Raw genomic sequence first — 20,616 nt, 5'->3', positions numbered from 1 at the left:
TCGGGGGCTTTTTCATAATGAGTGCCATACTTTCAAGTCGTAGCTGTTGTTCATATTTACTGACCCAGAAAGGAAAGCAAAATGTCTATTGAAAAAGTCGTATACCGTGCCAAAGCTAAAGCCACTGGCGGGCGTGATGGTCGGGCAACATCCTCAGATGGCGTATTGGATGTGAAATTGGGCGTCCCAAAAGAGATGGGTGGGGCGGGGGGCGCTGTGACTAATCCAGAACAGCTCTTTGCTGCGGGCTATTCAGCTTGTTTCCTTGGTGCGCTGAAATTTGTGGCATCAAAAGAAAAGGTGAAAGTGCCTGATGATGCCAGCATTGAAGGTACCGTGGGTATTGGTGCCATTCCAACTGGTTTTGGTATTGAAGTGCAACTGGATATCAGCTTGCCGGGTATCGAGCGTAGCGTAGCAGAAGATTTGGTGAAAAAGGCACATGTTGTCTGCCCATATTCCAATGCCACGCGTGGCAATATTGATGTGACATTGAATATCAAATAAGCCAATTTCTCATCTCAGCAGCCCATGAGAATTATCTTGTGGGCTATATGCTGCATCCCCAAATTTTCTGCTCTAACTTCAAATAAATAAGCCAATATATCCTCTAGAGACTATGCGCTAGTTCGTGGATTGACGAACTAAGAATTGTTAAGATAATTCTTGTAACTAAAATCAATAGCATGCTTATTGATCTCGCACTGAACCTGAGGGGGGGTTCACTGTCTGACTGATTCAAGCCGCAAATAGTGTCTCTGGAGACCTGGCGTTATATGGACAGAGTTAAATCTTTATCACAGCAAAGCATTTCTTTGTTGTTGGCTGTTTATATTGGTATTTTCCTGAATATATCTGTCTTTTATCGTCGTTTTGACTCCTTTAGCCAAGGTATCCAAGGCATAAAAGTCGTGTCTGCTATCATCGAAGTGATGGCCATTATTCTGTTTACCTTTTTTGTTATGAGGGTGATCTCCCTCGGTGGCCGGTGGTTTTATCGTGTTATTGCCACCCTGCTGGTCCTAATTTCTGTCGCTGCCAGCTATTACATGACTTTTTTCAATGTTGTCATTGGCTACGGCATCGTTATTTCGGTGCTGACCACCGATACAGATTTATCGAAAGAAGTCATCGGGTTACATTTTGTCATTTGGATGGTATTGGTCAGCACACTACCGTTACTACTTATCTGGAAAAACACTCTGCGGCTAACCCTGCTTGAGCAATTTTTGACACCAGGGCAGCGTATTAAGCCTGTTTTGTTGATGGCGGTTGCTGTGGCGCTGGTTTGGTTGCCGTTACGCTATCTGGATAATGTACAAGATGCTAATGAGCAACTGAAAACGGTGGATTTGCCGAGTTATGGCGGTGTGGTTGCTCACTCATATTTACCCTCTAACTGGTTGGCTGCATTGGGTTTATATGCTTATACCCAATATAACGAGCGTTATGATGCGGTAACATTGTATAACCCGACCGAACACCATACTTATATCGCGCCTGCCGGTATTGATGACACCTATGTTGTGTTTATCATTGGCGAAACAACGCGTTGGGATCATATGGGGTTGTTGGGATACCCACGTGATACCACTCCTCGCCTGAGTAAAGAGAAGAATTTAGTCGCTTTCCGTGGCACATCTTGTGATACCTCAACCAAACTTTCACTGCGCTGCATGTTTGTGCGCGAAGGCGGCACTGAGAATAATCCACAGCGCACATTGAAAGAGCAAAATGTGTTTACGGTGATGAAATCATTGGGTTTTACCTCTGAACTGTTTGCCATGCAGAGCGAAATTTGGTTTTACAACAATGCGAATACTGATAATTACTCGTTCCGTGAATTGATTGCTTCAGAGAAGCGCAACGATGATAAGCCGGTAGATGACATGCTGCTGGTTGATGAATTGAAGGAGTCTCTGGGACGTTATCCTGTAGGCAAACATTTGGTGGTATTGCATACCAAAGGCTCACATTACCTCTATTCCCAACGCTATCCCCGCAGTTATGCCCGCTATCAGCCTGAATGTATGGGGGTCGATGATTTTTGCAGTAAGCAGCAATTGGTGAACGCTTTTGATAACAGTGTGCTGTATACCGATTCGTTTATCGCAAATGTGATTGACCAAATGCGGGATAAAAAAGCATTAGTGTTTTATGCATCGGATCATGGTGAGTCTATTGACGAGAACTCCCACTTCCATGGAACACCACGTGAAATGGCGCCCCCGGAGCAATTCCGTGTGCCATTGATGGTTTGGGCCTCGGACAAATTCCTGGCGCAACCGGATCATCTCGCGGCTTTTGAGCAACTACAGGCTGAGCAGCGGGTGGGTAAGACCCATCGTCAGGTTGAATTGTTTGATTCTATTTTGGGTTGTTTAGGTTATACCTCGCCAGATGGCGGCATTAATGCCCAGAATAACTGGTGCCAGGCACCGGGGCGGCCCGCAAAATAAACATTTAGCACAAGTATAATCCGATACGGAATGATTTTTGATTCCAATCCCATTGTCACTTTTAGGTTACGGTATACTCCAGTTCCAATCCCTACTGGCTGGAGTCTTCCATGACTTACCGTGTTGCCTTTATTGATGATCATGACATTGTGCGCTCAGGTTTTGCCCAGCTACTTTCTCTGGAAGACGATATTCAAGTGGTGGGGGAGTTTAGTTCAGCAAAACAGGCACGCCTCGGATTACCTAGCCTACAGGCGAATATCTGTATTTGTGATATCTCGATGCCTGATGAGAGTGGTTTAGATTTACTGAAAGACCTCCCTTCAGGGATGGGGGTCATTATGCTCTCGATGCACGACAGCCCGGCGCTAGTGGAAATGGCGTTGGAGCGTGGTGCGCGGGGGTTCCTATCCAAGCGTTGTAAGCCAGAAGATCTGGTTTCCGCTGTCCGTACCGTTGGCAGTGGCGGCGTCTATCTGATGCCTGAAATCGCCCAACAATTGACTCGTATTGCTGTTGACCCCTTAACCCGACGTGAGCGGGAAGTTGCCTTGTTATTAGCGCAAGGAATGGAAGTGCGCGAGATAGCCGAGTCACTTGGCCTGTCACCGAAAACCGTGCATGTTCATCGCGCTAACTTATTTTCCAAGCTCGGTGTCAGTAATAACGTTGAGTTAGCTAAGCAGGTATTGAATCTATGATGCAGCGTTTTATTATGCTGCTGGCATTGTTATTTATTTATATCACTGCAGCTTTCTGTTTATGGTCCGTTGGCACTCAATTAGTTGATCGGCCGTTACAGGCACTACTGCTGTTCCCGTTTGGCCTGCGGATGGGCATTTTATTGCAAAGCCCACGTCAATATTGGCCGGGCATTCTGTTGGGTGATGCACTGCTATGGTGGCTGCTGACCGATCAGTTTGGCTATCCTTATAGCTTGCTGTGGGCTGCGATTCCCTTACTGCTGGCGACCACGTTATTGGCGGTTATCGCTTCTCCTTGGCTGTTGCGCAATCAGAGCAGCGGCAGTGAATGGAAGTGGCCCTTGATGCAAGGTGTGGTGATTTTTGGTGCTGCATTGATACAAGCATTAGGATGGCAAATTAACAGTGGTCAGGGTGCGATGGCGCTGTTATTGGGGTTGGTGGGTGGATTTACCATCGCGCCGATTTGTCTGTTGTTGTGGCACTATCTGGCGCGTCAAATCTGGGCTCCGCTGGAGCCGGGGCTGATTCATAAACCCATTAATCTACGTTTGCGCCATATCCTGTGGTATCTGCTGCTATTCGCCTTGAGCATATGGCTACAACATCATGTCACCGAGTCAGATTTGTATTTGTTTGCACCGTTCTGTTTGGCAATCCCGATTGTATTTATGTCTTATCGCTATGGTTGGCAAGGGGCGGTGGTGGCCACATTGCTCAATGGCATGGTGTTATTGATCAATACCCCCGCAGAATTAGATTCACACCGTGATTTGTTGTTGTCGTTATTGGCGCAGAGTTTGACCGGCTTATTATTAGGTGCGGGGATCCAGCGTCAGCGCGAGTTAAATTACCAATTACAGCTACGGCTGAATGAAAATCGTGAGTTGGCTAAAGCATTGGTGGTGGCCGAAGAACATGCCCGGCGTGATGTTGCACGTGAACTGCATGATGAGGTTGGGCAGACAGTGACGGTTATCCGAACCCAAGCCAGTATTATCAAACGGTTAACTACCCAACCACAGGTATTGGCCAGTGCCGAAATGGTCGAGACGCTGGCGTTGCGGGTTTACGATGGTGTCCATGATGTTTTGGCGAAACTGTGGCCTGCGGCATTGAATAATCTGCCCTTATCGGCGGCTATTGCTGCACTAATACGTGAACTTATTCCGCAGGATCAATCAGTGACCGGTGTGCTTAACTGGCAACTCAGTGACGCTGATATAGATGAAACACTGAAAATCACCCTATACCGTATCTGTCAGGAGGGAGTAACCAATGCCTATCGCCATGGTGCTGCCAGCCGGATTGAAATTAATGCACAACAGAATGATAGACAGATAACACTGACGATTCGCGATAATGGAAAAGGTGTTGATTTGGCGACATTAACCCCAGGTTATGGGCTAAGAGGTATGCAATCACGGGTGAGTGCTTTAGGGGGGGATTTTACGCTGAGTGTCGATAACGGCACCTGTTTAAATGTGATCTTGCCCACAGTTTCTCTGCCAGCTAATGAAAACTAAGAAATATTCTCGGTTTTTGCAGGGTTTTTTCTCATTGGTTTTGTACGCACGAGGAACATGATGACTCTACTTGAAAAAATTTCTGAGGTTCACATGTGGTCTTTCCTCAAAAGCCGCGATAACGTGCCGCCCGTCACGGATCAAGCGCAAATTGATTCGTCTTATAAATATTGGCGTATTCAACTAATGTGGACGATGTATATCGGCTACGCTGCGTTCTATTTCACCCGTAAAAGCTTTAACTTCATCATGCCTGCAATGCTGAGTGATTTAGGGCTGACCATGTCTGATGTCGGGATTTTAGGCACACTCTTTTATATCACTTATGGTTGCTCTAAATTTATCTCCGGCATGATAAGTGACCGCTCAAATCCGCGCTACTTTATGGGCATTGGGTTGGTTATGACCGGGGTTATCAATATCCTGTTCGGCATGAGCTCGTCACTGCTTGTGTTTGGTTCTTTGTGGATCCTTAATGCCTTCTTCCAAGGTTGGGGTTGGCCGCCTTGTTCCAAAATCCTGACCAGTTGGTATTCGCGCTCAGAACGCGGGGGTTGGTGGGCGATGTGGAATACTTCGCATAACTTTGGTGGTGCACTGATTCCCTTGTTGGTCGGCTTTATTTCTCTGCACTTTAGCTGGCGTTACGGCATGATTATCCCTGGTATTATCGGTGTGGTGATCGGTTTACTGATGTGTTGGCGCTTGCGTGATAAGCCGAGCACGATGGGGTTGCCGAGTGTGGGTAAGTGGCGCAATGATGCGATGGAATTGGTCCAGGAATCTGAAGGCCAGGGGCTATCAAATAAAGAGATTGTGAAGCGCTATGTATTAACCAACAAATATATCTGGTTGCTGGCGGTATCTTACGTGCTGGTTTATATCGTTCGTACTGCTATCAATGACTGGGGTAACCTTTATTTGACACAAGAGAAAGGTTATTCATTGATGACGGCCAACTCGGCGATTTCACTGTTCGAGGTGGGGGGTTTTATTGGCTCGTTGGTGGCAGGTTGGGGTTCTGATAAGTGGTTCCGTGGCAACCGTGGGCCAATGAACTTGATATTTGCTATTGGAATTTTCCTCTCGGTGGCGTCGTTGTGGATTATGCCGGGTGTCAGTTACATCTTGCAGGCGAGTTGCTTCTTTGCCATTGGCTTCTTCATTTTTGGCCCGCAGATGTTAATTGGTATGGCTGCCGCTGAATGCTCACATAAGGATGCTGCGGGAGCTGCTACCGGTTTTGTTGGGTTGTTTGCCTACTTGGGTGCGGCCTTATCTGGCTACCCCATTGCCCGCGTGATGGAGGTTTGGCACTGGAATGGTTTCTTTGTGGTTATTTCCATTGCGGCCTGTTTATCTGCATTCTTCTTGCTGCCATTCCTACGGGCGCAATCGCCAGAATTAAAGCAAGCGGAAGCCTGATTTACGTGCAAATGCGTCAGTTTTAGCCGTTGGTGATGTTTTTAACAACAGTCACTCAGCGTTTGTTAAAAAGTGATTGACGGCCAAAAATCGTAGCAGTAAGATGCGCCCCGATTCGGCGAGTAGCGCAGCTTGGTAGCGCAACTGGTTTGGGACCAGTGGGTCGGAGGTTCGAATCCTCTCTCGCCGACCAAATTTAAGAACCCTGACTTTTAAGTCAGGTTTTTTTTTGTGTTTTTTCTGCCAAATTTGCCTATCCATCCCGCTATTTCCTTAATCTAAATCGCCCCCACTGACATGATTTGGTCACCGATAATATCTGTTGCGCAGTCATGCACTCATAAGGGGCACCATTAGGGTGCACTTTCGTATGAAGCCTTGCTATCTCTTGGACGGTGAGGGGGGTGGCAAGCTGACTTTGCTTTTTTAACGGCACGCAAGATGTGTGAAATTCTGGCTGGATGTGACAACGATCACGTCACTTATCGGCTGTCACGACAGCATTTCCTCCTGTTTTCTGTCGAGATTACAAAAAAATCCGACCAGATATGCATCATTTAGCAACAAAGTTTTTTCGTTTGTCACTGGATGTTGCGACTGCTTTATTCTAATTAGCCAGTCAATATCGCTGGCATATTACCGCTAGCATAATTTTTCATGCTAATAATGTTAACGAGAAGTTTTTTTTATGTTTGCATGCTGTTTCTCATTGTCTTGATAAAACCTTTCAGACCGTATTGACGTTGCCACCAACTGTTGCCAAATTGGTACCCTCAGGGGGAGTCATAGAGAGCAGTTTGGGTGATTCAATGCATTCAAAATTGCTGTCGTGATAGCTTTTATCCGACATCTCAATCCCGCATCCCTGCGGCTAATGAGCCAAAACGGTACAGTCCACGGACGAAAAAATTATAGGGTCTGGCCGTACACACAACACACATCACCATAATGGAGCACAAGCGATGACGATTTCCTTGGGAAAAACAGGGATACTGAAATTCGGTATTGGGCTGATTGCACTGACCGTGGCGGCCAGTGTACAAGCAAAAACATTAGTCTATTGTTCTGAAGGTTCACCTGAGGGTTTCAACCCGCAGCTCTTTACCTCTGGCACAACGTATGACGCCAGCTCGGTACCCATCTACAACCGTCTGGTTGAATTCAAACTCGGTACTACCGAAATTGAACCTGGTCTGGCTGAAAAGTGGGAAGTTAGCCCAGATGGCAAAAGCTATACCTTCCATCTGCGTAAAGGCGTGAAGTGGCAAGATAATAAAGACTTCAAACCGACCCGTGATCTCAATGCTGACGATGTGATCTACTCCTTCATGCGTCAGAAAGATGACAAACATCCGTACCATAAAGTGTCTGGCGGCAGCTATGAATACTTCCAGGGCATGGGTATGGGTGATTTGATCACCAATGTGGTTAAAGTTGACGACAACACCGTGCGTTTTGAATTGGCGCGTCCTGAGTCGCCATTCCTTGCCGATCTGGCGATGGACTTTGCCTCTATCCTGTCTGCTGAATATGCCGACAAGATGCTGAAAGCGGGCACCCCGGAAAAAGTCGATTTGAACCCAATCGGTACCGGCCCATTCCAGTTGCAACAATACCAAAAGGACTCCCGTATCCTGTACAAAGCCTTTGAGGGTTTCTGGGGTACTAAGCCGAAAATTGATCGTTTGGTGTTCTCTATTACACCAGATGCGTCAGTCCGTTACGCTAAATTGCAGAAAAATGAATGTCAGGTTATGCCATACCCTAACCCGGCTGACATTGCTCGCATGAAAGAAGACAAAACCATCAACCTGATGGAGCAACCTGGCTTGAACGTCGGTTACCTCTCCTTCAACGTTGAGAAAAAACCATTGGATAACGTGAAGGTTCGTCAGGCGTTGACCATGGCTGTTAACAAAGAAGCGATTATTGATGCGGTTTATCAGGGTGCTGGTCAAGCAGCCAAGAACCTGATCCCACCGACTATGTGGGGCTACAACGATGACGTGAAAGATTACGCTTACGATCCGGCTAAAGCGAAAGAGCTGTTGAAAGAAGCGGGCCTACCAGATGGATTCGCTATCGATCTGTGGGCAATGCCAGTTCAGCGTCCGTACAACCCGAATGCCCGTCGTATGGCTGAAATGATCCAGTCTGATTGGGCGAAAATTGGTGTGAAAGCCAAGATAGTGACTTACGAGTGGGGCGAATACCTCAAGCGTGCTAAAGACGGCGAGCATGAAACGGTGATGATGGGCTGGACTGGGGACAATGGGGACCCAGACAACTTCTTCGCCACCCTGTTTAGCTGTGATGCGGCCAAGCAAGGTTCCAACTACTCCAAATGGTGTTATAAGCCGTTTGAAGACGTGATTCAGCCTGCTCGTGCTGAGTCTGATCATGACAAACGTGTCGCACTTTACAAACAAGCTCAGGTTGTTATGCATGATCAAGCTCCGGCGCTGATTGTTGCTCACTCAACTGTGTATGAGCCAGTGCGTAAAGAAGTGAAGGGTTATGTTGTAGATCCGTTGGGTAAACACCATTTCGAGAACGTGTCCCTGGATTAATTTTAACCGTGCATAAGACCGGTGAGTATGTGTAAAAGCATATTCGCCGGTTTCTTATTGATACCCAAAATAATTCGAATTGCAGGAAGGCGGCAAGCGAATGAGTCCCGATGAGCTTACTGAAGTAAGTGATTCGGGTGATTGAGTGTAGCCAACGCACATGCAGTTTGAAGTATGAAGGGTATAGGTTAAAACAGATACAGATGTGAGCCATATAACCTCTCCCAATAAGTGTCATTGTCGCAGAAATTTTGAGCATGGACAGCGCGCAAGCACTGGAGCGGACACCATGACCTTGTAAATCATGGCTACGTGACGGTGGTGAGCACTACCCTAGGTCAAAATGGCAAGTAAAATAGCTTATTGGGAAGGTTTTAATAAGCTGGGTTGCCCACGAGCAGCCCGGCATTCTACACAGAGAGTTCGGGATATGTTGCAGTTCATACTCCGACGTTTGGGGTTAGTTATCCCAACGTTTATCGGCATTACTTTGCTGACCTTTGCTTTTGTCCATATGATCCCGGGTGACCCGGTGACCATCATGGCTGGGGAACGCGGCATCTCCACCGAGCGTCATGCTCAAATCATGGCGGAAATGGGGCTAGACAAGCCTCTCTATCAACAATACTTCCATTATGTGAATGGCGTATTACATGGCGACCTCGGCATCTCGCTGAAAAGCCGTATTGCTGTCTGGGAAGAGTTCGTCCCACGCTTTAAAGCGACACTGGAACTGGGGATCTGCGCGATGCTGTTTGCTATCGCGGTGGGTATTCCGGTGGGGGTGTTGGCGGCAGTTAAACGCGGTTCAATATTCGATCACACCGCTGTTGGGATCTCCCTTACCGGCTATTCGATGCCTATCTTCTGGTGGGGCATCATGCTGATTATGTTGGTCTCGGTCCAATGGAACCTGACTCCGGTTTCCGGGCGCGTCAGTGATACGGTGTTCCTTGATGACAGCCTGCCTTTGACTGGTTTTATGCTGATTGACACCTTTGTTTGGGGTGAGCCGGGTGATTTCAAAGACGCGGTGATGCATATGATTTTGCCTGCCATCGTTTTAGGGACTATCCCTCTTGCCGTCATCGTGCGTATGACGCGCTCCTCGATGCTGGAAGTCTTGGGTGAAGATTATATCCGTACTGCGCGGGCGAAAGGCCTGAGCCGGATGCGGGTGATTGTGGTCCATGCACTGCGTAATGCTTTGCTACCGGTGGTTACCGTGATTGGTTTGCAGGTTGGTACCATGCTGGCAGGCGCTATCCTGACGGAAACCATCTTCTCCTGGCCGGGGTTAGGGCGCTGGCTGATGGATGCTTTGCAACGCCGTGATTACCCAGTGGTTCAGGGTGGTGTGTTGCTGGTCGCAATCATGATTATTTTAGTTAACTTGCTGGTAGATGTGCTCTATGGCGTAGTTAACCCGCGTATTCGTCACAAGAAATAAGGGGCGCAGAATGTCTCAACTTACTGAGTCTACAGTAAAAAGTGCGCCGAAGCCGATGACTCCATTGCAGGAGTTTTGGCACTATTTCAAGCGCAATAAAGGGGCTGTTATCGGCCTGTTCTACATTATTATTATGCTATTGATTGCTGCCGGTGCTACCTGGCTTGCCCCGCACGGGCCGGCAGAGCAATTTCGTGATGCGTTACTGAAGCCGCCGGTCTGGGAAGAGGGCGGCAGTTGGAAATTCCTGCTGGGTACCGATGATGTGGGCCGTGATGTCTTATCTCGCCTGATGTACGGTGCTCGCCTCTCGCTGCTGGTGGGTTGTCTGGTGGTGGTGCTATCACTGGTGATGGGCGTGATTTTCGGTTTATTGGCCGGTTATTTTGGCGGTATCGTTGATGCCATCATCATGCGTGTTGTCGATATCATGCTGGCACTGCCAAGCCTGTTGCTGGCATTAGTGCTGGTGGCGGTATTTGGCCCCTCCATCGTTAACGCCTCGCTCGCATTGACCTTTGTTGCCTTGCCGCATTATGTGCGTTTAACCCGTGCCGCGGTGCTGGTTGAGGTTAACCGCGACTACGTAACGGCCTCAAGAGTGGCTGGGGCGGGTGCGATGCGCCAGATGTTTATCAATATCCTGCCCAACTGCCTTGCGCCGTTAATCGTGCAGGCTTCTCTCGGCTTCTCTAACGCCATTCTGGATATGGCGGCTCTCGGCTTTCTCGGCATGGGTGCGCAACCGCCAACACCGGAATGGGGCACCATGCTCTCTGACGTGTTGCAGTTCGCCCAAAGCGCCTGGTGGGTCGTGACCTTCCCCGGTGTGGCGATCCTGCTGACGGTTCTGGCGTTTAACCTGATGGGGGACGGCCTGCGTGATGCTCTCGACCCCAAACTCAAGCAGTAACAGAGGTAGAGAGAGATGGCACTTTTAAATGTAGATAAATTATCGGTGCACTTCGGTGACGAAGGTGCGCCGTTCAAGGCCGTAGACCGTATTAGCTACAGCATTGAGCAAGGGCAGGTGGTAGGGATTGTGGGTGAATCCGGTTCCGGTAAGTCGGTCAGTTCACTGGCGATTATGGGACTGATTGATTACCCCGGCAAAGTGATGGCTGACAAGTTGGAGTTTAATGGCCGTGACCTGACCAAGATTTCCGAGAAAGAGCGACGTCAGTTAGTGGGTTCGGAAGTGGCCATGATCTTCCAGGACCCGATGACCAGTTTGAACCCGTGCTATACCGTCGGTTTTCAGATTATGGAAGCGCTGAAGGTGCATCAGGGCGGCAACCGTAAAACCCGCCGTCAGCGGGCGGTGGATTTGCTGACGCTGGTGGGCATTCCTGATCCCGCGTCACGTCTGGATGTGTATCCGCATCAGCTTTCCGGCGGGATGAGCCAGCGCGTGATGATTGCGATGGCGATTGCTTGTCGGCCGAAATTGTTGATTGCTGATGAGCCAACGACTGCGCTGGACGTGACCATTCAGGCCCAGATTATTGAATTGCTGCTGGAGTTACAGCAGCGTGAAAATATGGCGCTGCTGTTGATAACCCATGATCTGGCACTGGTGGCTGAGGCGGCTCATCATATTATTGTGATGTATGCCGGTCAGGTAGTGGAAACCGGTAAAGCCTCGGAAATCTTCCGCGCGCCACGGCACCCGTACACTCAGGCATTGTTACGAGCCTTACCGGAGTTTGCTCAGGATAAAGCGCGTCTGGCGTCGTTACCGGGTGTGGTACCGGGTAAATATGACCGTCCTGACGGGTGCTTATTGAACCCACGTTGCCCGTATGCCAATGATCGTTGCCGCCGTGAAGAGCCAGAACTGCTGGGGCCAGCGGGGCGTCAGGTTAAATGTCATACACCGCTCGATGATGCGGGGAGGCCGACCTTATGAGCCAACCAACTGATATGAAAAAAGAATCACAGGTATCCAAGCCGCTATTACAGGCTATCGACCTGAAAAAATACTATCCGGTCAAAAAAGGGTTCTTTGCACCAGAGCGTCTGGTTAAAGCACTGGATGGGGTTTCTTTCACCTTGGAGCGCGGTAAAACATTGGCCGTGGTTGGCGAGTCCGGTTGTGGTAAATCCACACTGGGCCGCTTGCTGACCATGATAGAGATCCCAACTGGCGGTGAGCTTTACTACCAGGGTCAGGATTTACTTAAGCCGGATGAAAGTGCGGAAAAACTACGGCGTCAGAAGATTCAAATTGTGTTCCAGAACCCTTATGGCTCGCTGAACCCACGTAAGAAAGTGGGGCAGATTCTGGAAGAGCCACTGCAAATCAATACTAATCTCAACAGCAAAGAGCGGCGTGAGAAAACATTGGCAATGATGGCAAAGGTCGGCCTAAAAACCGAGCATTATGACCGTTATCCCCATATGTTTTCCGGCGGTCAGCGCCAGCGTATCGCCATTGCTCGTGGGCTGATGTTGAATCCCGATGTGGTGATTGCCGATGAGCCGGTTTCTGCACTGGATGTTTCGGTGCGGGCTCAGGTATTGAACCTGATGATGGATTTGCAGCAGGAACTGGGTCTGTCGTATGTCTTTATTTCCCATGATTTATCAGTGGTTGAGCACATTGCTGATGAAGTGATGGTGATGTATCTGGGGCGCTGTGTTGAGAAAGGCAGTAAAGAAGCCATTTTTAATAACCCACGCCACCCTTATACACAGGCATTGCTCTCTGCTACCCCTCGGCTGAACCCTGATATGCGCCGTGAGCGAATTAAATTGACGGGTGAGCTACCTAGCCCCATGAGCCCGCCACCGGGGTGCGCATTTAATGCCCGTTGTCGTCGGGCGTTTGGGACTTGCACCCAACTACAGCCGCAACTGAAGCAATATGGTGATCAAATGGTCGCCTGCTTTGCGGTTGATCAGGATGAAGCAGAAAAAGCCAGCTAACACGAGTTAAGGCCCCAGCGCTGTTGGTTGGGGTCCAATCGACGAGTGCGATATCAATTACAACAACGCCGATAATTCGGCGTTTTTTTATAACTGAAAATAGCCTTCCACTGACTATTTATAACTTCATTTTAAAAATAATTACTGTAAATGTGAATGTAATATTGTAAATAAATAGTTACGCAACAATTTAATATTGCTGAATGTGACTTAATAACCGAGTACTCCTGTTATTTAGGTCGAGATTAACATTCACTTAAAATGATATAGATCACATTTTTAGTTCTATCTGGCAAATGCAGTCACTATCGATGTAAACATCATTTTGTTGATATGTGAATAATAAAGGGTGCAATGAATGCACCCTTTATCAAATAGCCGAAGACAATACTATTCGGTTTTTATTGTGGGTAAGGCACCCAGTCACCGCCATTTAATCGAATATAAGGTTTTCCCTGATATTGAATCACAATGGCATTATCGTTTTCCGATATTACCGCTGTTTGCGGCAATCCTTGTGTCAGGGTCTGCCAATTGATAGTCGGCGCAGTAAATACTTTGCCATCGACCATACGTGATACTAATTCAGAAAGCGCCAGATAGCTGCTTGGCGTATTGATAATCACCGGGCTGGCGGGCTGTGGCGCTTTGATTCCCATTAACGTAATCCCAACAGGGATATGCGTGATACTTGGGCTGGGGATATCCCTCAGGCCGGACATCTGCATTTTATCGCCAACCAGCGCGGCTCCATGCTCTGGTACCACCACCACCATAACTTTGCGGCCTGATTTTTCCAACGCCGCCAAAAACGTATTCAATTGGTCAAATAGCGTTTGGGCGCGAGCGTGGTAATCAGCCGTTTTATTGGTACCAACGAAACGGTTACCATCATGTAACGGTATGATATTCAGGAAGGTTGCGCTGCGGCTATCCCCCCCTTTCTGCTGCTGTTCCAGCCAGCGGTTGAGCAGTTCCAGATCATTGTAAATTGGCTCACCATCGAAGGACGCCAATTGATTACTGATGCCTTTTTGTGACATCAGCGGCGCGCGCATATTGCCGTCATCTTGAATGTTTTGCAGATAATTACCAAATACACCTGAGTGGTCCATCATCAACTGAGATGTGAAGCCAAGTTTCGCAAGATTATCAAACAGATAACACTGCTGCTCTTGTGGCAGATAGAGGTCTTTGTGCGATGACTGGCCACAACTGGCGCGCAGTAGTCGAATAGAGGCTGGGCCACTGTAGGCGGTGGCAGAGTTGAAGTTCTTGAACAGAATATCAAACTTATTCCACAGCGGGTGCTTATCCAGTTGGATAGCTTCAATGTCTGACCAAGACAGCGAGCAGATATTAATAACTAACAAATCAAAAGGTTGCGCATCTGTTGGCAGCGATGTAGGGAATGCCGTATGGCGGGTTTTCTCCTGCTCATAAAATGCATTCAGATAAGCCGTCAGATTGGCATCGGTTGGTGGGCCATTGGCCGCCACCTGATGACTATTAGGCGTTGGCGGCTCAGCCCCCAGTGTTACTGGAGATGATGCTACCGACGTTTCAGCGGCAGGTGCCAGAGAAAATGCCGGTGCGGCGATGCTGGCAACATTCAGCCAAATCATGGCTGCAACAACAAAAACCGTCACTCGAATCCACTGTGAAATAAACAGGTAGCCCACCAGAATAACAAAGGCGGTCCCTATCATGGCCCAGTTAATAAAACGGCTAATTAATTCAATTAGATAACTGAAGCTAAAGCCCGTAATCTGCGAGCCTTGGCTCAGGATACTGTTGAGCCCCGGTAGCCAGGTGTCGTGATATAGCAAACCAATACCTATTGGTATCGCAATCCAGTGACGCCAGCGGTGGACCCTATAGGCCGGGATCGGAAATAGCAGGAAAGCAATAAACACCAAGTTGGCCAGCGGATGGAAGTTCAGGTAACCAAACCACAGCAAGGCAAACTTTAGCAGGAAATAGTAGTTCCATGCGCCAAGACCACGCCAATAGCGCCACGGGCTCGGTGATTCTTGCAGTTTATTCTTTGCATTCATGGTTGTTTCTTCGTCAGTGAAGAGGAGCCATTACGCAACCAAACCCCTTCTGATTTTAAATATCGCGCAGATAAGAACAGATGTTGTCTTTTCTCCCACCAGCGTGGAAACCAACGGTGTGCTACATAACCCAGAGGGAAAAAGATAACCGCAGCGCACAGCAGGATTTGCCAGATATCGTTGAGATTCATTGGGTTTGCTCCTTGTTCGGCCCGACATTCAGTGCCAGAGGCACGGGGACTCGTCGGCTAACTTCGGCTTGCTCAGCTGTATCCATTTGTTGCGTATAGGATTTTTTGTCACCGGTCATTTGCCATGCATCGGGGGTATTCATCCGATGAATCTCAGCGATAATTGCCTGATCCTGATACCACACCCGTTGATTACTGAAAATTTCAGCCACCGGCAAACGGAATATATACTTCAGAGCGGTATCTAAATCATTGATACGGCAGGTAGAAAGGAATAATACCACGTGGTTATCAGCTACCGTTACCACATCACCATAGCGGCGTAGATGGCACAGTGTTAGTGCTTGTCTGGCCTGTAACCCAGGGACTGTCCGCAGAGCAACCATGACACCTTTGCCGTTTTCTGGCAGCAGCGTGTTGTTCATCAGTTGCAAAACAGAGTGGCAGAACTCAGCGGGAGGTAAATAACCTTTAAGCTGAAGTGGGCGTAACGCCTCCAATAACGCATTGATATCTTGAGGAACATGCCGAGAGGAATGTTGGCCCTGAATACCTTCTAACATGGTAAGAAAGCGTGACAGCGGTGCGATGTGAGGCACGATCAGATTCGCGCCGCAGGCCAGCAATAAACGTTCATCGCTGTAACGCAGGCTGGCGTTCATTTCACGCACCACAATTTTGATAGCATCACCCCGTTGGCGGCGTATGTTATGGATCTGATGTGCTAAATCGTCAATTTGCTCACTTTGATTAAGGGCAAAAATCAATGTGGCGGCATGAGCACTTATTGCCCGCTGCGCCAATACTACATTATTATCAAGTAGTTGCCAGTTGGTAGAGAGTGGCGGAGCGCCTTCCAAAATAGTGCGCTCCGCCAAATACAGATGCTCATCATTACGTGAAAGCGGCAGTGCCTGTTGAACTTCATCCGCCATGCTCCAGCCTTGTTCATCTGCTTCCAATCGGACTAACTGATTGGCGGTAACCCCTTTTTCAGTGCTCCACCAAGAGGCAACATACTGGGCATTATCTTGCTGCCATTGCAGGCTAGCCAATCCTTGTAAATAACGGTGCTGGCTAACTAATTGATTCTTAATTTTATTAATACCAGAACTGTGGCAAATTACGATTAACGTACAGTTTTGCGCCTCCAGCCATTGCTGAATATGCTGTAGCCACTGCTGCATCTCTTCGCCAGTGAATGTTTGCCATAAACTGGCCGGTGCTAACAGAATGAACAGTCGCTGTTGCGGCCGTAATGAACGCATTAAATCTTGAGTTAAATGTAGTAATGCTTTTCTTTGTGCCGGTAAGGTAAAAAGTGGCAATTTATAGGGGCCATAACCCACAATATTTGCCAGTAATTTCTCAGGTTTTAGCCCGCAACAAATCAAGGCGGCCCGAGTATTTTCAGATTGGTTACGAATAAGTTGCTGACAGAATAAATTAGCATCAATTTGACGTTCAATATTGACCCAATAAAACCCAGGCGCCTGCATCACTGCTAATTCATCCCAGATTTTTCGAATACCTAATGTGAAAGATCGTGGCATAGATTCTTTATCTGCTTGGTTAAAATGCGATTGGGCCAATTACTGGATAAATTCAGTGAACAATTGTAACATTGCAATAATTATTAACCAATGTCTTTCCCGTGATAATAATCTAAGACTCATCTTATTGGGAGAAAGTATACTCGAATTATTGTTATAATTAATTACCATAGCCTATTTTCTAAAGGCGGATAAATGAAAACCATAATAAATCGATTTCACGCCAAAACATCGCTCGAATCTCAGGATGATCTACTAGCATTAACTCAGGCTTTCTCATTACCAACGTTAAGTTATATCGATATCGTCCGTCAGGAACGATTAACTCAGATGATGGCTCGCTGGCCATTGTTGGCTGAACTGGCACAATCCACAGGGAGTGAATAGTTTATGCCGGTACTGGCGTTACAAGGGATAAGAGGGGGGACTGGTACCACATCGGTAACCGCCGCGCTTGCTTGGGCATTGCAACAACTGAAGGAATCAGTTCTGGTGATCGATTTTTCACCGGATAATTTATTGCGGTTGCATTTCAATATGCCGTTTGATCAAACCCGTGGTTGGGCCAAAGCTGAAATTGAGGGCCAAGGTTGGCAGCAAGGGGCGATGCGCTATACCGAAGGGTTGGATTTTCTGCCATTTGGCCAACTAACTCTCATTGAAACTGAGCAACTGAACTCGTCCTTACAACAGCACCCCGGTCAATGGCGAGAAAACCTGTCTGCGTTGCAAGCCAGCGCGCCCGATTGCTGGATTCTATTGGATATCCCTGCGGGTGATAGTATATTCACGCGCCAAATTTTAGCGCTGGCTGATCTGGTGCTGGTATTGATCCATGCCGATGCCAGTTGTCATATTCGTCTACATCAGCAAAATTTGCCTGTCGACTGCCATTTCCTGCTGAACCAATTTTCTGCCAGTAGCCATCTACAACAGGATTTACATCAGCTTTGGCTACAAAGCCTAGATAACTTATTGCCTACATTTATTCATCGCGATGAAGCAATGGCTGAAGCGTTGGCGGCCAAACAACCATTGGGTGAATACAGTGAGCAAAGTTTGGCTGCTGAAGAGGTCACCACACTGGCAAATTGGTGTTTGATTACTGTGGCGAACAACAGGCTATGAACTACTTGATGCGGATGTTATTTCTGACCCCGGTTTATCAGGGGATGCGCCGTCGTTATCATCTGTATATGCAGCAAGGTTGCACCGTGCTCACCGCCTTTTTGACCACGTTGGCGCTGCCGTTGTGCTGGATTTTTCTGCGTCTGGAGTCGCCCAGTTGGCAACGTGTAATACAAAACCGCACTTACTGGTTCCCACAGATTTCACCTATTCGCCCACGGCTTGGCGATGGCCTACGGTATCTCTTGCAAGGGCTGTGGCTGCTACTGACCTATCCTGAATCGCGCAATGAAAAGAGGCACCAGCCTGCCGCAGTCGGCAAAAAGTGGGTAAAACATACCAGACAAGGTTATATCCGTTGGCTGGGGAATATGCCCGAACGTTTTGAACTCCAGCGACTGGAACAATCGCTTATCACCCGATTAACCCCGTCATCAAAGCGCACCCGCCGGGTCCTGTTTATTATTTTGGGTATTTTTACCGGCATATTAGCGTTGCTGTGTATTTCTCAGCCGTTTGGCATGATGGCGCAGTTCGTTTTTGTGCTGTTGCTTTGGGCGTTGGCGATGGTGGTGCGACGGGTGCCGGGTCGCTTACCAACCTTAATGCTTATCGTGCTGTCTTTAACCGTCTCCTGCCGCTATCTGTGGTGGCGCTATACCGAAACTCTGAACTGGGATGACCCCGTCAGTCTGGTATGCGGCTTATTGTTGCTGTTCGCTGAAACATACGCCTGGGTGGTGCTGGTGCTGGGTTACTTCCAGACCATTTGGCCGCTTAATCGCCAGCCGGTGGCAATGCCGGATGATATCAATAGTTGGCCGACCATTGATTTGATGGTGCCGACCTATAACGAAGATCTTGGCGTGGTTAAACCAACTATTTATGCCGCTCTTGGTATTGATTGGCCAAAAGACAAAATCAATATCTATATTTTGGATGATGGTAACCGACCCGCGTTTAAAGCATTCGCTGCTGAGGTCGGGGTGCACTACATTGCCCGACCCACCCACGAGCATGCTAAAGCCGGTAACATTAACCATGCACTGAAACAGGCTAACGGTGAGTTTGTCGCCATTTTTGACTGCGACCACGTGCCGACCCGTTCTTTCCTGCAACTGACGTTGGGTTGGTTCTTTAAAGATACCAAGTTGGGCATACTCCAGACGCCGCATCACTTTTTCTCTCCCGACCCCTTTGAGCGAAACCTGGGGCGTTTTCGTCAGACGCCGAATGAAGGCACACTGTTTTATGGCTTGGTGCAAGACGGTAACGATATGTGGGATGCCACCTTCTTCTGTGGCTCTTGCGCTGTGCTGCGCCGCAGTGCGTTAGATGCTATTGGCGGTATTGCGGTAGAAACAGTGACTGAAGATGCCCATACCTCGTTGCGTATGCACCGTAAAGGATACTCCTCCGCCTATATCCGCATTCCGCAGGCCGCAGGCTTGGCAACAGAGAGTTTATCGGCGCATATCGGGCAGCGTATCCGCTGGGCGCGGGGCATGGTTCAGATCTTCCGGCTGGATAATCCACTACTGGGTAAGGGGCTGAAGTTAGTCCAGCGCTTATGTTATGCCAATGCCATGCTGCACTTTTTATCCGGTATTCCACGCTTAATCTTTCTAACCGCTCCGCTGGCTTTCTTGTTGCTGCATGCTTACATCATTTTTGCTCCGGCACTGGCGATTGCACTCTATGTGTTGCCGCATATGATCCATGCCAGTCTGACCAACTCCCGCCTGCAAGGGAAATACCGCCATTCCTTCTGGAGTGAAATCTATGAAACGGTGTTGGCATGGTATATCGCCCGTCCGACCACCATGGCACTTCTCAGCCCACACAAAGGAACGTTTAATGTGACGTCGAAAGGGGGGTTGGTTGAAGAGCAGCATGTGGATTGGGTGATTACCCGCCCGTATATCGCGCTGGTTCTTCTCAACGTTGCCGGCCTGATTGCGGGTTTGTGGCGTTTGGGTCATGGCCCGTCGAATGAAATTATGACGGTGGTTATCAGCTTGGTGTGGGTGATTTATAACATGACGATTTTAGGCGGTGCCGTCGCGGTGGCAGTTGAAGCTAAACAAGTGCGCCAGTCACACCGGGTCGAGATAGCCATGCCAGCCGCAGTAGCCCGTGCTGATGGTCACTTGTTCTCCTGTACATTGCGCGACTATTCCGATGGTGGCGTGGGGATTGAAATGCGCGAAGCCGGATTACTGCAAGAGGGTGAGGCGGTTCATTTACTGCTCAAACGTGGGGCGCAGGAGTACACCTTCCCCTGTGAGGTGACCCGAGCCTTCGGCACTAAAGCCGGGATGCGAATGCATCAACTGAGCGTGGCACAACATATTGATTTTATACAGTGTACCTTTGCCCGTGCCGATACCTGGGCGCTGTGGCAGGATGGTTTTCCTGAAGATAAGCCGATTGAAAGTCTGCGCGATGTGTTGGCGCTGGGCTTTAGAGGATATGTCCGTATGGCCAGCTATGCGCCACCGGTAATGCGAAATGTATTGGTAGGATTTACTTCCCTGATTGCCTGGATAGCGTCATTTGTACCCCATGGCGTCGGTAAGAATCAGGCTCCGAGTAGCCAAGGCCAGACAGTGGCTCAACATTGAT

General features: G+C 48.5%; 16 protein-coding genes and 1 tRNA gene. 14 read left to right on the top strand and 3 right to left on the bottom strand.

Translation table 11 applies throughout. The features are described 5' to 3' along the window. The first annotated feature begins 81 nt into the window (after positions 1-81). From V2A84_RS18600 to dppF, 11 genes are all read left to right on the top strand, one after another. Positions 82-507 (top strand): organic hydroperoxide resistance protein, encoded by a 426-nt coding sequence (locus V2A84_RS18600; RefSeq protein WP_004713820.1) that lies wholly within the window; start codon positions 82-84, stop codon positions 505-507. Positions 508-776: 269 nt separating this feature from the next. Continuing rightward, a complete protein-coding gene (eptB, locus tag V2A84_RS18595) occupies positions 777-2,459 on the top strand; it encodes a kdo(2)-lipid A phosphoethanolamine 7''-transferase (RefSeq protein ID WP_083161407.1) in 1,683 nt (560 codons plus the stop codon). A gap of 110 nt (positions 2,460-2,569) precedes the next feature. Continuing rightward, positions 2,570-3,160 carry a transcriptional regulator UhpA gene (gene uhpA / locus V2A84_RS18590; RefSeq protein WP_083161405.1) on the top strand — a complete coding sequence of 197 codons (591 nt, stop codon included), beginning with the start codon at positions 2,570-2,572 and terminating at the stop codon, positions 3,158-3,160. Then, positions 3,157-4,689: a signal transduction histidine-protein kinase/phosphatase UhpB gene (gene uhpB / locus V2A84_RS18585; RefSeq protein WP_083161403.1), complete on the top strand. Its 1,533-nt coding sequence runs from the start codon at positions 3,157-3,159 to the stop codon at positions 4,687-4,689. Before uhpA ends, uhpB begins: the two co-directional genes overlap by 4 nt. Before the next feature lie 93 nt (positions 4,690-4,782). Beyond that, the gene (locus V2A84_RS18580) at positions 4,783-6,114 is read left to right on the top strand and encodes an MFS transporter (protein ID WP_083163967.1); all 1,332 of its coding nucleotides are present in this window, start codon (positions 4,783-4,785) and stop codon (positions 6,112-6,114) included. Between the two features lie 116 nt (positions 6,115-6,230). After that, positions 6,231-6,307, top strand: a tRNA-Pro gene (locus V2A84_RS18575). Between the two features lie 769 nt (positions 6,308-7,076). Continuing rightward, positions 7,077-8,684 carry a dipeptide ABC transporter periplasmic-binding protein DppA gene (gene dppA / locus V2A84_RS18570; protein WP_083161401.1) on the top strand — a complete coding sequence of 536 codons (1,608 nt, stop codon included), beginning with the start codon at positions 7,077-7,079 and terminating at the stop codon, positions 8,682-8,684. Positions 8,685-9,114: 430 nt separating this feature from the next. Further along, the gene (gene dppB, locus V2A84_RS18565; RefSeq protein WP_005174906.1) at positions 9,115-10,134 is read left to right on the top strand and encodes a dipeptide ABC transporter permease DppB; all 1,020 of its coding nucleotides are present in this window, start codon (positions 9,115-9,117) and stop codon (positions 10,132-10,134) included. A 10-nt stretch (positions 10,135-10,144) separates the two neighbouring features. Next, on the top strand, positions 10,145-11,047 hold the full coding sequence (dppC, locus tag V2A84_RS18560; RefSeq protein WP_083161399.1) for a dipeptide ABC transporter permease DppC: 903 nt from the start codon (positions 10,145-10,147) through the stop codon (positions 11,045-11,047). Between the two features lie 15 nt (positions 11,048-11,062). Beyond that, a complete protein-coding gene (dppD, locus tag V2A84_RS18555) occupies positions 11,063-12,043 on the top strand; it encodes a dipeptide ABC transporter ATP-binding protein (RefSeq protein ID WP_083161397.1) in 981 nt (326 codons plus the stop codon). Positions 12,044-12,057: 14 nt separating this feature from the next. After that, positions 12,058-13,062, top strand: coding sequence for a dipeptide ABC transporter ATP-binding subunit DppF (gene dppF / locus V2A84_RS18550; protein ID WP_083163965.1), 1,005 nt, complete (start codon positions 12,058-12,060; stop codon positions 13,060-13,062). Positions 13,063-13,463: 401 nt separating this feature from the next. On the opposite strand, the gene bcsG is transcribed toward dppF, so the two are convergent. The 3 genes from bcsG to bcsE are packed head-to-tail and all read right to left on the bottom strand — an operon-like array spanning position 13,464 to position 16,863. Further along, a complete protein-coding gene (gene bcsG, locus V2A84_RS18545; protein WP_083161395.1) occupies positions 13,464-15,119 on the bottom strand; it encodes a cellulose biosynthesis protein BcsG in 1,656 nt (551 codons plus the stop codon). Then, on the bottom strand, positions 15,116-15,310 hold the full coding sequence (gene bcsF, locus V2A84_RS18540) for a cellulose biosynthesis protein BcsF (protein ID WP_083161393.1): 195 nt from the start codon (positions 15,308-15,310) through the stop codon (positions 15,116-15,118). Before bcsF ends, bcsG begins: the two co-directional genes overlap by 4 nt. After that, positions 15,307-16,863: a cellulose biosynthesis protein BcsE gene (gene bcsE / locus V2A84_RS18535; protein WP_083161391.1), complete on the bottom strand. Its 1,557-nt coding sequence runs from the start codon at positions 16,861-16,863 to the stop codon at positions 15,307-15,309. Before bcsE ends, bcsF begins: the two co-directional genes overlap by 4 nt. A gap of 195 nt (positions 16,864-17,058) precedes the next feature. Here bcsE and bcsR point away from each other — a divergent pair, with 195 nt between their 5' ends. The 3 genes from bcsR to bcsA are packed head-to-tail and all read left to right on the top strand — an operon-like array spanning position 17,059 to position 20,615. After that, a complete protein-coding gene (gene bcsR, locus V2A84_RS18530) occupies positions 17,059-17,250 on the top strand; it encodes a cellulose biosynthesis protein BcsR (protein WP_083161389.1) in 192 nt (63 codons plus the stop codon). Positions 17,251-17,253: 3 nt separating this feature from the next. Beyond that, the gene (bcsQ, locus tag V2A84_RS18525; protein ID WP_083161387.1) at positions 17,254-17,991 is read left to right on the top strand and encodes a cellulose biosynthesis protein BcsQ; all 738 of its coding nucleotides are present in this window, start codon (positions 17,254-17,256) and stop codon (positions 17,989-17,991) included. Beyond that, the gene (gene bcsA, locus V2A84_RS18520) at positions 17,988-20,615 is read left to right on the top strand and encodes a UDP-forming cellulose synthase catalytic subunit (RefSeq protein WP_083161385.1); all 2,628 of its coding nucleotides are present in this window, start codon (positions 17,988-17,990) and stop codon (positions 20,613-20,615) included. Before bcsQ ends, bcsA begins: the two co-directional genes overlap by 4 nt. Position 20,616 lies beyond the last annotated feature (1 nt).

The organism is Yersinia sp. 2553 StPb PI, from assembly GCF_052217105.1.
Lineage (GTDB): Bacteria > Pseudomonadota > Gammaproteobacteria > Enterobacterales > Enterobacteriaceae > Yersinia > Yersinia enterocolitica_E.
Note: the sequence above shows the minus strand (reverse complement) of the source record. Positions and strands in the feature narration are given on the sequence as shown.